Annotated in this window: 11 protein-coding genes; 3 read left to right on the top strand and 8 right to left on the bottom strand. The window is 70.6% G+C overall.

The window, feature by feature from the left end:
* Positions 1-4: 4 nt before the first annotated feature.
* The 7 genes from rhaI to ITJ69_RS04665 all read right to left on the bottom strand — a co-directional run bounded on the left by rhaI (position 5) and on the right by ITJ69_RS04665 (position 9579).
* Positions 5-1177, bottom strand: a complete 1173-nt coding sequence (gene rhaI, locus ITJ69_RS04635) for an L-rhamnose isomerase (protein ID WP_194672137.1) — start codon at positions 1175-1177, stop codon at positions 5-7.
* 335 nt (positions 1178-1512) lie between these two features.
* Entirely contained in the window at positions 1513-3819 is a 2307-nt protein-coding gene (locus tag ITJ69_RS04640) for an alpha-L-rhamnosidase (protein WP_194672138.1), read from the bottom strand.
* Between the two features lie 120 nt (positions 3820-3939).
* Positions 3940-4743, bottom strand: coding sequence for a carbohydrate ABC transporter permease (locus tag ITJ69_RS04645; protein WP_243648916.1), 804 nt, complete (start codon positions 4741-4743; stop codon positions 3940-3942).
* Between the two features lie 89 nt (positions 4744-4832).
* A complete protein-coding gene (locus ITJ69_RS04650) occupies positions 4833-5768 on the bottom strand; it encodes a carbohydrate ABC transporter permease (protein ID WP_243649937.1) in 936 nt (311 codons plus the stop codon).
* Between the two features lie 4 nt (positions 5769-5772).
* Positions 5773-7122 (bottom strand): ABC transporter substrate-binding protein, encoded by a 1350-nt coding sequence (locus tag ITJ69_RS04655; protein ID WP_194672139.1) that lies wholly within the window; start codon positions 7120-7122, stop codon positions 5773-5775.
* Positions 7123-7403: 281 nt separating this feature from the next.
* On the bottom strand, positions 7404-8489 hold the full coding sequence (locus tag ITJ69_RS04660; RefSeq protein ID WP_194672140.1) for a LacI family DNA-binding transcriptional regulator: 1086 nt from the start codon (positions 8487-8489) through the stop codon (positions 7404-7406).
* A gap of 79 nt (positions 8490-8568) precedes the next feature.
* Entirely contained in the window at positions 8569-9579 is a 1011-nt protein-coding gene (locus ITJ69_RS04665) for a LacI family DNA-binding transcriptional regulator (RefSeq protein ID WP_123291975.1), read from the bottom strand.
* 432 nt (positions 9580-10011) lie between these two features.
* Here ITJ69_RS04665 and ITJ69_RS04670 point away from each other — a divergent pair, with 432 nt between their 5' ends.
* The 3 genes from ITJ69_RS04670 (at position 10012) to ITJ69_RS04680 (ending at position 12050) form a co-directional block, all read left to right on the top strand.
* Entirely contained in the window at positions 10012-11367 is a 1356-nt protein-coding gene (locus ITJ69_RS04670) for an MFS transporter (RefSeq protein WP_207895494.1), read from the top strand.
* A complete protein-coding gene (locus ITJ69_RS04675; RefSeq protein ID WP_131879475.1) occupies positions 11364-11705 on the top strand; it encodes an L-rhamnose mutarotase in 342 nt (113 codons plus the stop codon). Before ITJ69_RS04670 ends, ITJ69_RS04675 begins: the two co-directional genes overlap by 4 nt.
* 78 nt (positions 11706-11783) lie before the next feature.
* Positions 11784-12050, top strand: a complete 267-nt coding sequence (locus ITJ69_RS04680; RefSeq protein WP_194672141.1) for a hypothetical protein — start codon at positions 11784-11786, stop codon at positions 12048-12050.
* Between the two features lie 63 nt (positions 12051-12113).
* Here the strand turns inward: ITJ69_RS04680 and ITJ69_RS04685 are convergent, their stop codons facing one another.
* A complete protein-coding gene (locus ITJ69_RS04685; protein ID WP_194672142.1) occupies positions 12114-14783 on the bottom strand; it encodes an alpha-L-rhamnosidase in 2670 nt (889 codons plus the stop codon).
* Positions 14784-14794: the final 11 nt, after the last annotated feature.

Here is a 14794-nt window from a genome sequence, read left to right on the forward strand (position 1 = left end):
GTGTCTACGCGCCCCAACCGGCCTGGACGCCGCCGACGCGGTCCTCGGCGATCGACTGCTGGTACCCGGAGTCCAGGTACGCGCGCATCGGGTTCGCCGGCAGGCCGCGGGATTCGCGCCACGCGGCGAGGTCCGCCCGGACGTCGGTCTGGTACGCGTCCATGAAGACCTCGTTCGCGCCGAGGACGTCGTGGGCCTCCTGCGCTGCGGTCAGGGCCACGCGGTCGAGGAGCAGTGCCCGGGCCGTCATCTCCTGCACGTTGAGCACGGAGCGGATCTGACCGGGGATCTTGTCCTCGATGTTGTGGCACTGGTCGAGCATGAACGCGACGTCGTGGTTGTCGTAGCCGCCGCCGCGGATGACCTCGACCAGGATGCGGAACAGCTGGAACGGGTCCGCTGCGCCCACGATCAGGTCGTCGTCGGCGTAGAACCGCGAGTTGAAGTCGAAGCTGCCGAGCTTGCCGAGGCGCAGGAGCTGCATCACGATGAACTCGATGTTCGTGCCGGGGGCGTGGTGGCCGGTGTCGAGGCAGACCATCGCCTTGTCGCCGAGCGCGGCCGTCTGCACGTAGCTCGTGCCCCAGTCCGGCACATCGGTGTGGTAGAACGACGGCTCGAAGAACTTGTACTCGAGCACCAGGCGCTGGTCGGCACCGAGGCGGTCGTAGATCGTGCTGAGCGACTCGTGCAGGCGGTCCTGGCGGGAGCGCATGTCCTCCTGCCCGGGGTAGTTCGACCCCTCGGCGAGCCAGATCTTCAGGTCGCGGCTGCCGGTGGCGTCCATCACGTCGATGCAGCGCAGGTGGTGGTCGATCGCCTTCTGCCGGATCGTCTCGTCGACGTGGGTCAGGGCGCCGAACTTGTAGTCGTCGTCCTGGAACGTGTTCGAGTTCACTGTGCCGAGCGACACCCCGTGCTCTTCGGCGTGCCGCTTGAGGTCGCTGAAGTCGTCGACGAGGTCCCACGGGATGTGCAGGGCCACGGTCGGTGCGAGGCCGGTGTACTCGTGCACCTGGGCGGCGTCGGCGATCTTCTCGTACGGGTCGCGCGGGGTGCCGGGCGTGCTGAACACCTTGAAGCGGGTGCCGGAGTTGCCGAAGGCCCAGCTGGGCAGCTCGATCTGCTGTCGTGCGAGCTGGTCGGCGATGCCGGTGAAGGTCGGGGTCGATGTCATCGTGTCACTTCCTCGTGTGCGATTGAATCGTTTCATACAGTACGGGTCGCGGCGGTCTGCCGCAACCGTGTGGGGTGTGTTGCGTCGCGCACCCCGTTGCGGTCTTCGCGCCCCGGAGAGTCGGGGCGCGATGACCGCACGGGGGCGCGATGCGGGACGGGCGCGGGCGTGATGCGCGCACGGGGGCGCGGGACGGGCGCGGGCTGCGCGCCCCGTTGCGGTCTTCGCGCCCCGAAGAGTCGGGGCGCGAAGACCGCCCGGGGGCGCGACACGGGGCGAGCGCCGTCAGGCGTCCCGCGCACCCACCGTGACCAGCCCACCGTCCGGTCCCCGCGCTACGCCGCGGGGACCGCAGCCGGCGCGCGCAGCTCGTGCGAGCCAGCGCCGAGCCGCTGCTCCGCAGCACCCGGCAAGCGCACGACTGCGGTGACGCCCTCCGGCACCTGTGCACGGACGAGCAGCTCGCCGTCGACGAGCTCCCACCGCACCGCGATGTGCCCGTGCACGGAGTCGAGCGACGTCGAAGCCCACGTCAGGCCGCCGCCCGGCTGCGGCGCGATGAGCACGGAGGAGTACCCCGGTTCGAGCGCCGACAGGCCGCCCACCACCCGGTGCATCCAGTCCGCCACGGCACCGAGTGCGTAGTGGTTGAACGAGGTCATCTCACCCGGGTTGATCGTGCCGTCCGGCAGCATCGAGTCCCAGCGCTCCCAGACCGTCGTCGCACCCATCGTCACCGGGTACAGCCACGACGGGCACTCCGTCTGCAGCAGCAGCCGGTACGCGTCGTCGAGGTGGCCGGTCTGCGTCAGCGCGTCGGTGATGAACGGCGTACCCGCGAAGCCCGTCGAGATCCGGTACCCGGAGTGCTCGGTCAGCTCCGCCAGGCGGTCGCCCGCACGGCGCTCGTCGTCCTCGTCGAGGATGCCGAACACGATCGCGAGCGCGTAGACGGTGGTGCAGTCGCTCCGGATGCGACCGTCGGTCACGTAGTGCTGACGGAACGCGGCCTGGAGGCCCGTGGCGAGCTCCTCGGCTTCCGTCGCCTCCGCCTCGTGGCCCGTCAACCGCGCCGCCTGCGCCACGAGGGTCGCGCTGCGGTACGCGCACGCCGTCGCGACGACGCCCGGGTCGGCCTTCGCCTTGGCGGCGTCCTCCGGCGGGGCGTCCGGGTCGAGCCAGTCGCCGAACTGGAAGACGGTGTCCCACAGGCCCTCGGGTGACAGGTGGCCCTTGATGCGGCGGAGGTGCGCCGTCATCGAGTCGAGCTGCTCCTCGAGCACCGCGGTGTCGCCGTACGCCTGGTACAGGGTCCACGGCACCCAGACGCCGGCGTCCGACCAGATGGCGGTGGCGTCGGGGGTGCCGAAGTCCTCGGCGGGGGAGTACTTGAGCACGTCCGGCACCACGAACGGGATGACACCGTCGGCGTGCTGCTGCTCGAGCCACACGTCGCGGAGCCAGTCGCCCAGGAACGCGCGGGTGTCGAACAGGTAGGACGCCGTCGGCGCGAACGCCGCGATGTCGCCCGTCCAGCCGAGGCGCTCGTCACGCTGCGGGCAGTCGGTCGGGACGCTCAGGAAGTTGCCCTGCATGCCCCGGATGACGTTGTCGTGGAACGTGTTGAGCAGCTCGTGGCTGGACTCGAAGGTGCCCGTCCGGGTCAGGTCGGAGCCGACCTGCACCGCGGTGACGGCCGCGCGGAGTTCGTCGAGCGTGCCGGTCCAGCCGTCGACCTGGGCGTACCGGAAGCCGTGGAAGGTGAAGCGGGGCTCGAAGTGGTCCTCGCTGCCGCTCAGGGTGAAGTGGTCCGTCGCCTTCGCGGTGCGCAGCGGGCGGGCGCCGAGCTCGTCGTGTTCGAGCACCTCGGCGTGCTTCAGGGTCAGGACGGTGCCGGCCGGTCCGCTCGCGGTCAGGCGGAGCCAGCCGACCAGGTTCACGCCGAAGTCGATCAGCGTCGCGCCGGACGGGCTCGTCCAGACCTCGACGGGGGCGATCTCGGCGAGGGGTCGGACCGGCGGCACGGTGTCGGCGACGAGTTCGCGCTCGCCGATGTCGACGGTGCGCACGGCGCTGGTGCGTCCCTCGTGGCCGTCGACGCTCGGTGTGGTGACCTCGCCGGGCGTCAGGAAGGAGCCGTCGCGGAGTCGGGCGTCGATGTCCTCGCCGTCGTACAGCTGATCGGCGGTGATCGCGCTGGACAGGGCCTGCCAGTCCGTGTCGGTGGCGACGAGCTGTTCGTGGCCGTCGGCGAAGGTGATGCGGAGCTCGGCGAACCCGGCGGGCTCGTCGGCGTACCAGCCGCCGCCACCACCCCAGGCGAGCCGACCGGCGGCCCAGCCCTTGCCGAGCACGAGTGCCAGCACGGCGACACTGCCCGCGGCCGTCTCGGTCAGGTGCGCCGTGACGTCGTGCGAGACGACGCGGATGCGCCACTCGTAGCTCGTCCACCCCGGTTCGAGCAGGTGGTCGGAGACGCGTTCGCCACCGAGCCACGCCTCGACGACGCCGAGGGCGCTGACGTCGAGGGTCGCTCCGGTGACGGCGCCGTGGCCGTCGTCGAGGGTGAACTCACGGCGCAGGATCGGTGCGCTCCCGAGGTCGGCGTCGCTCGTGATGAACGGTGCTGTCCAGGCGGTCATGTGGTGTGTCCTTTCACGCGACCGGTCGTCGTCGACCGGTGCGGGGGTCCGGGGCCCGGCCGCCCGCCCGGGTGGGCGGTGCGGCGGAGGCGGGTCGCGCCTCCAGGCCGGGGTCGGGCGTCAGCCCTTGACTGCGCCGCTGGTCATGCCGGCGACGATCTGGCGGTTGAAGAAGATGTACAGGATCAGCGGCGGGATCGTGATGAGCAGGACGTCGGTGAACAGCAGGTTGAGCTGGCTGACCGACTGGCTCTGGAACGAGTAGAGCGTCTGCTGCACCGTGGCGTTCTCGGATCCCGGCAGGAAGTACAGCGGGTTCGTGAAGTCGTTGAACACCGTGACGGACTGCACGAGCACGACCGTGATGATGACCGGCTTGAGCAGCGGCAGCACGACGCCGAAGAACAGGCGGATCGGTCCGGCGCCGTCGAGGACGGCTGCCTCGTCGAGCTCCTTCGGGATCGTCGCCACGAACGCCCGGAAGAGCAGGATGCAGAACGACAGGCCGAAGGTCGCCTCGATGAGGATCATCCCGCCCATGGTCTTGAACAGGTTGAGCCCCTGCAGCACCCAGATCGTCGGGACGATCGCGGGCGGGACGATGAGGCCCGCCAGGACGAAGAAGTTGATCACACCGTTCCACTTGCTCGGACGACGCTGCAGCACGTACCCGACCATCGCGGAGAACACGACCATCACGATCACGCTGCCCACGGTCAGGACCGCACTGTTCAGGAACGCGCGGACGATCACGCCGTCACCGGACCCGAACACGGCCTGCAGGTTCTGCCAGAGCTGCCACTCGGTCGGCAGGCTGAAGCCGAGCTGGTTCGCCTCGGCCGGGTTCTTCATGGCCTGCAGCAGGACGAAGACGAACGGCACCAGGAACACCACGAAGCTGACGACGATGGCGATCGAGCCGATGACCCACCGTCGGGTCCGGCCCGGGTGGCGGTTCCGGCTCGCCGGCGTCGGCGCACGGCCGGCGGTCCGGCGGGGGCTGGTGACGGCGGTCACAGGTCCGCCTCCTTGCGGTTCAGGAGCCACGAGATCGGGACCATGATCGCCGTGACGACCACGAACAGGACCACGTTGCCGGCGGTCGACAGGCCGTAGAACCCGGCCTGGTACTGCTTGTAGATGACGCTCGCGATGACGTCACTGGTGAACCCTGGCCCACCGCCGGTCATCGCCCAGATCAGGTCGAAGGACCGCAGCCCGCCGATCAGCGACAGGATGATGACGGTGCCCATCGCGGGACGCGACAGCGGCAGGGTGATGTTCCGGAAGATCGACCACGCGCTCGCGCCGTCGACCCGTGCGGCCTCGAAGTACTCCTGCGGGATCGCCACGATGCCGGCGATGAAGATGAGCGTCGCGATGCCGACGCCTTTCCAGACGTCCACCGCGGCGACGCTCCACAGGGCGAGTGCCGGGTCGGTCAGCCACCCCGGAGTGGGGAGGCCGACCGAGCCGAGGACGCCGTTGATGATCCCGTGGAACGGGTCCATCAGCGCCTTGAACGTGATGCCGATGCCGATCGTCGACACGAGCACCGGGAAGAACACGACCGCCCGCAGGTAGCCGCGCCCCAGCACGGGCGACGTGAGGAGCAGGGCGAGGGCGAGTCCGATGACCACCTTCGCCGCGCTCGTCACGAAGCCGTACTGGAACGTGTGCACGAACCCGGAGACGAGCTGCGGGTCCTGGAAGAACCGGACGAAGTTGTCGAAACCGATGAAGGTCTGGTCGAACAGTGTCCAGCGGGTGAGGGAGAAGTAGAACCCGGCGAAGGTGGGGACCGCGAAGAACACGACGTACAGCGCGATCGCGGGGATGAAGAACCACGCGGGGTAGAACGAGCGCATCCGCTTGCGCGCGGGACCGGTCCCGCCGGAACCCGCTCGGGTCTTCGCCGGCTCGAGTGCCGTCGTGAGTGTCGCGGTCACCGTGTCACCAGCCCTTGATGCCGAGCTGCTGGGCCTGCTGGACGACGTCGTCGTCGTACTGGTCAGCACCCTTGGCCGCGTTGGTGATGCCGGAGCCGACCTGCACGCAGATCTTCTCGAGGTTCGGGCCCTTGATCGGGGACAGGAACTCGAGCGCCGGGCTCGCCTTGCCGTCGTCCAGGTACTTCTGCAGGTCGTCGATCATCGGGGGCACGTCGTCCGGCAGCGAGCAGGTCGAGATGACGTACGGGCCACCGGGGGTTCCGGTGTCGTTCTGCACCTTGCAGCCGTCGGCCGAGTTCGCGAAGGCGATGAACTTCTTCGCGGCGGCGAGCTCGTCGCCCTCGGTGGTCTTCGGGATGTACAGGCCGTTCGGCTCCCAGATGGTCAGGTTCGTGTCGTCGGCGTCCTCGGCCGGCAGCGCGAACGCTCCGATGTCCTCGACCGCGTCGGGGCTGTCCTGCTGCAGGGTCGAGATCGCGTTCGTCAGCATCGGGTACTGCGCCCCGGTGCCGTCGGCGAGCATCTTCAGGCCGTTCGCCTGCGTGGCCGAGGCGTAGTCCTCGTTGTAGAGGTCCTTGTCCTTGCCCTCGGCGAGGTGGTCGAAGCCGGCGAGTGCGGGGTCCTTGGCGTAGGACTCCTTGTTCGCGGTGTAGTTCTCCGCCCAGTCCTTGTCCTGCGCCGTGATGTTGGCGAAGTCGCCGAGCACGAACAGCTGGCTGGTCCAGGTGTCGCCGTACGTCTGGATGATCGGGGCGACCTTGCCGGCGTCCTTGATCTTCTCGCTGTTGCTGATGAACTCGTCCCACGTGGTGGGGACGCTGAGTCCGAGGTCGGCGTAGACCTTCTTGTTGTACATGACGCCGCCGCCGAAGCTCGTGCCGAAGGGAGCGCCGTAGACGCCCTTGTCGGTGCTGACGACCTTGGTGAACTGCTCGTCGACGTCCTTCGTCCAGCTCTCGTCGGACAGGTCCACCAGGGTGTTGTCCGGGTTGAGGGCCTGCATGAGCGAACCGGAGTTGTAGTTGAAGACGTCGGCCATCTCGCCGGTCGACAGCTGGGTCTTCACCAGGTTGTCGCCGTCGGTGCCCTGCGGGCGGGTGTCGAACTTGACCGTGATGTCGGGGTTGGCCTTCTCGAACGCCTCGATGAGCGGCTTCGCGGTGGCTGCGGTCGCGGGTGAGTTGTCGGCCTGGTAGGTGATCTGCACCTTGCCGCCGCCTTCGTCGGCGGAACCGCCGGACGAACACGCCGCGAGCCCGCCGATCAGGACCGTGGCGCCGCCGATGGCGACGAACCGTTTGACGACGGCGCGCTTGGTGAGCGTCCTCGTGGTCAGGGAACGAGCTGACATTCCTTACCTCCTCGTAAGGCCCGGGGCGGGGTACCCCGGGTGAAACGGACCCGGATCCCGCGTCGTCGTGGGCTCCGGTTGCTGCTGTTTAGAACGTTTCAATCAGGATGGAACCACGTGGATTGAAGCGTGTCAATCGCTGTGCCGATTTCGTTACGGGAACGCGCATGCCTGGTGCGCGCGGTCCCGAGTCTCGGGGTGAGCGACAGTCCTCGCGCCCCGCAGCCCGCGAACTGTCGCTCACCCCGAGACTCGGCGCCCTCGCCCCAAGACTCGGGCGCTCAGGCCTCGGTACGGCGCGGGTCGCTCGGCGCCGTGGCCCGCGCGGCCGCTGCACCGGCGCGGCCGAGCGTGCTCTCGCGGGGGACGAGCTCGCTGCCGAGCACCACGGTGCGGTGGACGTGCATCGGGTCGGAGAGTTCCTCGAGCAGCAGGGCCACCGCGGTGGCGCCCATCTCCTCGCCGTGCATGGTGACCGAGGTCAACGGCACCGCGCCACCCCACGCGACCGAGTTGTGGTCGCACCCCGACACCGGGATGTCCTCGGGCACGCGGATGCCGGCGGCTCGGAGCTCGGAGACGACCGCCATCGCGAGCAGGTCCGTGACGCCCAGGACGCCGTCGGGCCGTTCGGCGACCGGCATCGCGGCGATCCGCGCGCCGGCGTTGGTGCCGCCGGGCGGGTCGATGTCACCGGCGTCGACGTCGACGAGTTCGACTCCGGGGTGTTCCGCGATCGCGCGGAGGAGCCCCGCGCGGCGACGGGCCACCGGCTGCAGGTCGGGCCGGGCACTCACGAAGCCGATGCGTCGGCAGCCCTGCTCGATGAGGTGCTGCGCGGCCACGTACCCGGCCTGCTCGTTGTCGACGACCACCGAGCAGGCGTCCACCTCGGTCGGTTCGTAGTTGACGTAGACGACGGGCAGGCCGTGCTGCTTCGCCGCCTCGACCTGTGCGCGGGACTCCGTCATCGAGGCCAGCAGGATGCCGGACACCCGGGTGCTCTCGAGGAACGCGAGGTGTTCGCCCTGCGCCTCGAGGTCGTTCTCGCTGCTGGCGACGAGCAGGGTTCGCCGGCGTTCGCGGGCGGTCGTGTGCGCGCCGCTGACCACGTCGGTGAACAGGGAGTTGCGGAGCGAGGCGACAACGAGACCGATCGCCCGGGTGCTGCCGGACACCAGGGCCCGGGCGTTGCGGTTCGGCGTGTACCCGAGTTCGGCGATCGCGTCGTGCACGCGTGCGGCCGTGGACTCGGCGACCCGCTCGGGGTGGTTCAGGACGTTCGAGACGGTCGCCAGCGAGACGCCAGCGCGAGCTGCGACGTGGTGCACGCTCGGCGGGCCGTCGCGCCGGGGGACATGCACCATGCTCCGATCGTAGGCCGCGGCGGCGGCCGGTCCGTGCCGCAGAGCTGGGCAGGCTGGTGGGCAGACGCGAGGCGGTCGGCTACGCGTCGGCGACGGAGGACTGCCGGACCACCAGCTCCGGCGTGAACTCGACGTGCTCGAGGTCGATGCCCTGCCCGAGCTCGACCTGCTTCGTCAACAGCTCGATCGCCTGGCGCCCGAGGTCCTGTGCAGGCTGGCGCACCGAGGTCAACGGGACGACGGCTGCCTCGGCGAAGGCGATGTCGTCGTAGCCCACGATCGCGATCTCGTCCGGCACTGCGATCGTGCCGCGCATGATGAACGCCTGTTCGAGACCGACCGCGAGCAGGTCGTTCGCCGCGAACACAGCGTCCGGCCGTTCACCGCGGGGGCGTGCCTGGAGTTCTTCGCCGATGCGACGCCCTTCGAGCACCGACAGGGACGCGGTCGGCAGGACCTCGAGCTCGATACCAGCTGCCCGAGCCGCCGATAGCGCCCCGGCGTGCCGGTCGGCAACCTGGCGGATGCTGGACGGGCCACCGACGAACGCGATGCGCGTCCGCCCGATGGCCGCGAGGTGCTCGACCGCGATGCGACCGCCCGCGACGTCGTCCACCGACACCGAGGCGAAGTGCTCGTCGTCGGCGCGGCGGTCGACGAGCACGACGGCAGTGCCCTGGTCGCGCAGGCGGGCGAGGCGGGACAGGTCGTCACCGGCGGGGGAGATGAGCAGGCCGGCGACGCGGCGTTCCTCGAACAGGTCGACGTAGGTGCGCTCGCGGTCGGTGGACTCGTCGGAGTTGCCGATCAGGACGGCCAGGCCCTTGTCCATCGCGGCGTCTTCTGCACCGCGCGCGACGTCGGTGAAGAACGGGTTGCCACCGTCGAGCACGATCAGGCCGACGGTGGAGCTGCGGCCGGCCCGGAGCTGGCGTGCGGAGTCGTTGCGGACGAACCCGAGTGCGGCGATGGCGGACTGGACTCGATCGACGGTGGTCGGGGCCACCTTGTCGGGGCGGTTCAGGACGTTCGACACCGTGCCCAAGGACACGCCGGCGAGCGCTGCCACCTCTCGCACACTGACCGCCATGTGGCCATCCTGGCATCGCACCTGCGCTTCCGGGTGGTGCGCGCCGTGATCTGTGGAAAACGGCGGACGGGAGGCGCGGTGCGGGCTGGACCCGGGCCTCCCGTCCGGTGGGTGGGCAGGTCCACCGCACGGTGCGAGATCGTGGGTGCGGCCGCGCCCCGTGCGTGCTCAGCTCCGGCGTCGCACCGTGCGTGCTGCGCCGCCACGTGCGAGGTTGGCCGCTCGGTGCGCGCTTGCAGCGCCGCACGGAGCGGGCAACCTCGCACCGAGTGAGCGACCGCGCACCGTGCGGACGCGGGCGCACACCGTGCGGACGCGGGCGCGCCGCACGCGGACGCGCACAGCACGGACTTGCCAACGCCCGCCGGAGCGCACTATCGTCTCGCTGTCCCGTTGAAACGATTCACTGGCGAACACGCGAACGGAGGACCAATGGCGGTCCGAATCGGAGCCCGGAGCACCACGGGCTGGAAGGCGACCGTCTCGGTCGCCATGTCGAACTACATCGAGTCGGGGTCGATCATCGCGATCGCCACGAGCCTCAGTCTGTGGCAGGCGCAGTTCCACGTCGGCGACCTCGAGGTCGGTCTGCTGGCGAGCCTGTCGGCGAACGCGTTCGGCGCCGCCGCCGGCGCCATCATCGGCGGACCGCTGTGCGACCGCTACGGCCGGAAGTTCATCTACACCTACGACCTGCTGCTCTACATGCTCGGCATCCTGCTCGCGGTCTTCGCCGGCAGCTACGGCATGCTGTTGGTCGGCTTCATCCTGACCGGCATCGCGGTCGGCGCCGGGGTGCCGGCGAGCTGGACCTACATCGCCGAGCAGGCACCGGCGGACAAGCGTGCGGCCCACGTCGGCACCGCGCAGCTCGCCTGGTCGATCGGCCCGATGGTCGGCTTCGCGTTGGCCATCGCCGCCGCACCCCTCGGACTGCTCGGCAGCCGGCTCATCTTCGCGCACCTGTTCGTCGTCGCCGCCGTCGTCTGGTGGCTTCGCCGCGGGCTGCCGGAGTCGGCGATCTGGAAGGACGAGCGCGCCGCGACCGGCACCGCGAACTTCTTCCACGGGATCACCCAGCTGTTCAGCCGGCGCCGGAACCTGACCGCGATGCTGTTCCTGTTCGGCGTCTACGCGCTCTGGAACACCGTCGCCGGGCAGGCCGGCATCTTCCAGCCGCGGGTCTACTCGGCCACCGGGGTCACGAGCGTGACCGAGCAGTACGGCCTGCAGATCCTGGTGTGGGGCTGCACCGTCGCCGCGACCTACTTCGGCTTCATGCGCTACGGCGACCGGGTCAGTCGACGGTTGCTGTTCGCCCTCGGCGCGGCGCTGGCGATCGTCGCCTGGGCCGTCCTGATCTACGCACCGGCGAACCTCGGCACGCTGCTGTTCTTCGCCGTGGCGTGGGGCATCTCGTCGGGCATCGGCGCCCAGGCGTTCTACGGCCTCTGGACGAGCGAGCTCTTCGCCACCCGGTACCGGGCCAGTGCGCAGGGCGTGCTCTTCCTCGCCGCGCGGGTCATGGTCGGTCTGCTGAGCATCTGGTTCCCGCTGCTGCTGTCCGACATCGGGCTCCGTGCACTCGGTGGACTCATCCTGGGGCTCCTCGCGATGTCGTTCCTGGTCGGCACCATCTGGGCGCCGCGCACGCAGGGCAAGACGCTCGAGGCGATCGAGGCCGAGCGGTACGGCACCGTGACCACCGTCACCGGTACCGTGCGCACCGCCGACGAGCGCGCCGTGCAGGACGCCGAACGGCGTCGCCGCGCCGAGGCCGACCGGTGACCCGCGTCTGCTTCCGACTGCAGGTGCAGGCCGAGCACCTGGACGCCTACCGCGAGCGGCACGCTGCGGTCTGGCCGGCGATGCTCCGGGCGATCGCCACGGCGGGGCGGCGGAACTACTCCCTGTTCCTCGACGACGACGGCCTGCTGATCGGCTACTACGAGACCGACTCGGTGGCCGATGCCGACGCGTCGCTCGCGGCCTCCGAAGTCGCGAGCGCATGGGAGGCGCACATGCAGGACCTGTTCGACGGTGCCGCGGGTCGGGCGGACCAGACCGCGCGGGTGCTGCCCGAGGTGTTCAACCTGGAGGACCAGCTGGCCGCCGCCGCCGAGTGAGCCTCGCGCGGGCACCAAGCGCTCGGCACCTCGAACGGGGAGTCGTACGCCGTCGGTCCGCGGCCCTACGGTGGCTGGATGCGATTCCTGCGTGGCCGAAACCCGTTCCAGTTCGCCCTCGGTGCCCTCGCGGTGGTCGGCGCCGTGATCGTCGTCGTGCGGTGGATCGTGAGCGCCGTCTCGTCACAGACGTACAGCTACGCGTACATCGCGGGCGCCGGTGTCGCGATCGACCTGCCGTTCATCGTCGTCGTCGAGCTCGTCACGATCCTGTCGTTCGTCGGGTGGCTCGTCGTCGGTGCGCTGCACTGGGGGCCGCGGCGCACCGCACCGACGAGCGAGTGAGCAGAAGTGGTCGGGCGGGATGACCCGACCCGACCATTCCTGCTCACGAAGCGCCCGCCCGCGCTACACGGGAACCGAGGCCTGCCACGTGCCGTGGGCCAGTGGCGTCGCCGGAGCGCCGGGCAGGTCGAGCACCGCGGTCGCGCCGACCGGCACGGTGACCGTGACCGACAGCGTGCCGTCCACGACCTCCCAGTCGATCGCAGCCCGTCCGTGCGGGGTGTCGAGCGCTGCCCCCGCCGAGGTCAACCCACCACCGGGGCGCGGGGCGAACAGGATGTCCCCGTAGCCGGGGGACGCGAGCGCGATGCCGGCCACCACCCGGTGCATGAAGTCCGCGACCGACCCGAGGGCGTAGTGGTTGAACGACGTCATCCCGCCGGAGTTCACACGGCCGTCCGGCAGCAACGAGTCCCAGCGCTCCCAGATCGTCGTCGCGCCCTGCGCCACCGGGTAGAGCCACGACGGGCACTCGTCCTGCAGCAGCATCGCGTAGGCGTCGTCGAGGTGTCCGGCCTGCAGCAGCGCGTCGCAGACCACGGGGGTGCCCGCGAACCCGGTGCCGATCCGGTGCCCGTTCGCGCGCACCAGAGCGGCGAGCCGGTCACCGACCGGCCCCGAGGCGTCGACGAGCCCGAACACGATCGCGAGCGCGCTGGACGCCTGCGAGTCGTCGAGCACCTCGCCGGCGTCGGACAGGAACCGTTCGCGCCATGCGTCCCGGATCCGTGAGGCGAGCGCCGCGTAGTGGTCGGACGAGGACTGGTCCCCGAGCACCCCCGCCCACGCCGCCAGCACCGACGTCGATCGGTAGGAGTACGCCGTCGCCAGGCAGTACTTGTCGGCCTTCGCGGCCGCGGCGTCCTCCGGCGGGGCGAGCGGGTCGAGCCAGTCGCCGAACTCGAAGCCGTCGACGCGCACCAACGACTCGTCCGAGGTCGCGTGCACCCCGTCGACCCAGGCCTTGGCGGAGGCCCACTGGTCCTCGAGCAGCCCGACGTCGCCGTACGCCCGGTACAGCTCCCAGGGTGTGAGCACCGCCACGTCGCCCCACACGGCGGCGTGGTTGCCCTCGGGGTCGGCGCCGGGCAGCGTCGGCACGTAGTGCGGCACGCCGCCGTCCGGTCGCTGCTCGAGCGCGAGGTCCCGCAGCCACGACCGCAGGACGCCGGCGCAGTCGTACAGGAACGCCGCGGTGGGCGTGAACACCTGCAGGTCGCCGGACCAGCCGAGCCGTTCGTCGCGCTGCGGGCAGTCGGTCGGGATGTCGACGAAGTTGCCGCGCATCGACCAGACGACGTTCTCGTGGAACCGTTCGAGTCGCGGATCCGAGCAGTGGAACCACCCGGTGCGGCGCATGTCCGAGTGCAGGACCTCGGCGACGACGTCCCCGGGCTCGAGCGTCGCGGACGGCCATCCCTCGACCTCGGCGTAGCGGAACCCGTGCACGGTGAACCGCGGGTGCCACGTGCCGGTGCCGTCGTCGGACGGCCCGGAGTAGAAGACGTCGGTGGCCTTCGCCGTGCGCAGTGGCCTGGTGGCGAGCTCGTCGTCCTGCATGACCTCGGCGTGCCGGATCGTGACGCCGAACGGTCCGACCGCGTGGTTCCGGATCCGCAGGCGGCCCGGCAGGTTCTGCCCGAAGTCGAGCTGGATCGCGCCGGCGTCCCAACGCCGTGACCACGTCGGTTCGATCTCCTCGGTCACCCGGACGACGGGGCCGTCGGCGGCGACGAGCGAGGCGGACGGGCGGTCGAGGACCTCGACCGGGTCCCAGTCGGAGTCGTCGAACCCGACGGCCTGCCAACCGTCGGGCTCGACTCCGCCATCCCACTTCTCTCCGTCGTAGAGGCCGGAGAGCAGGATCCCGGCGCGTGCGGCGCGCCAGGAGTCATCGGTGCCGAAGGTCTCGGCCGTGCCGTCCTCGTACTCCACCTCGAGTTGGGCGATGAGTGCGAGGCGGTCGCCGTAGACGTTCCGCATGCGGTCGTCCCAGGTGATCCGGCCGCGGTACCAGCCGTCCGCCAGGCGGGCGCCGAGGACGACGTCGCCGCCCTGCGACAGGTGTCCGGTGACGTCGTGCACGAGGTACCGCACGCGGTGTCCGTACGACGTCCACCCCGGCGCGAGCTCGGCGTCGCCGACGCGCACCCCGTCGATGGTCACCTCGTGCAGGCCGAGGCTCGCGACCGCGAGCCGCGCCCGGCGGACCGGCCCGCGCAGCGAGACCTGTCGCCGGAGCACCGGCGGTGCCTGGTCGACACGGGTGTTCTCCCGCCAGGGCGCGGCGACGAACGAGGCGGTCCAGTCGCTGTCGGCCAGGAGGCCCGCCTCGACCTCCAGGGGCTCGCTCCAGTCCGTCGCGTGCTCGGCTCCGGTGCCGTCGTCGCCCACCACACGGACGCGCCAGACCGCGCGCTCGCGGGACGTCAGTGGTGCGAACGGCCACGCGACGAGGACGCCGGAGCCGTCGACCCGGGCGGTGGAACCGGCGTCGTCGCCCGCCGACCGCGAGACGAGTTCGACGTCGGCTCCGATCGGGGACCAGCCCGCGGGGGCGTCGGGTACGAGCCACGACAGGCGCGGAGTCGGTGAGCCGATCCCGAGGGGGTCGCGGAGGTGTTCGACGCGGAGCCCCGACGGGGCGACCGTGTCCTGCGGGCCGGTGGCGGGCCTCCCGGTCGGGTGGGAGCCGGCCACACGGCGGGCGGTGGATGTCGTCGTGTCGGTCATGCGGTTCCTTT

Origin of the sequence: Curtobacterium sp. VKM Ac-2887, from assembly GCF_015350935.1 — a bacterium.
Taxonomy (GTDB): Bacteria; Actinomycetota; Actinomycetes; order Actinomycetales; family Microbacteriaceae; genus Curtobacterium.

What these genes read in the sequence shown, in the direction of transcription:
- ITJ69_RS04685 (WP_194672142.1), bottom strand. Translation starts at nt 14,783, where the DNA reads ATGACCGACACGACGACATCCACCGCCCGCCGTGTGGCCGGCTCCCAC.
- ITJ69_RS04670 (WP_207895494.1), top strand. Translation starts at nt 10,012, where the DNA reads ATGGCGGTCCGAATCGGAGCCCGGAGCACCACGGGCTGGAAGGCGACC.
- ITJ69_RS04640 (WP_194672138.1), bottom strand. Translation starts at nt 3,819, where the DNA reads ATGACCGCCTGGACAGCACCGTTCATCACGAGCGACGCCGACCTCGGG.
- ITJ69_RS04680 (WP_194672141.1), top strand. Translation starts at nt 11,784, where the DNA reads ATGCGATTCCTGCGTGGCCGAAACCCGTTCCAGTTCGCCCTCGGTGCC.
- ITJ69_RS04665 (WP_123291975.1), bottom strand. Translation starts at nt 9,579, where the DNA reads ATGGCGGTCAGTGTGCGAGAGGTGGCAGCGCTCGCCGGCGTGTCCTTG.
- ITJ69_RS04660 (WP_194672140.1), bottom strand. Translation starts at nt 8,489, where the DNA reads ATGGTGCATGTCCCCCGGCGCGACGGCCCGCCGAGCGTGCACCACGTC.
- ITJ69_RS04655 (WP_194672139.1), bottom strand. Translation starts at nt 7,122, where the DNA reads ATGTCAGCTCGTTCCCTGACCACGAGGACGCTCACCAAGCGCGCCGTC.
- rhaI (WP_194672137.1), bottom strand. Translation starts at nt 1,177, where the DNA reads ATGACATCGACCCCGACCTTCACCGGCATCGCCGACCAGCTCGCACGA.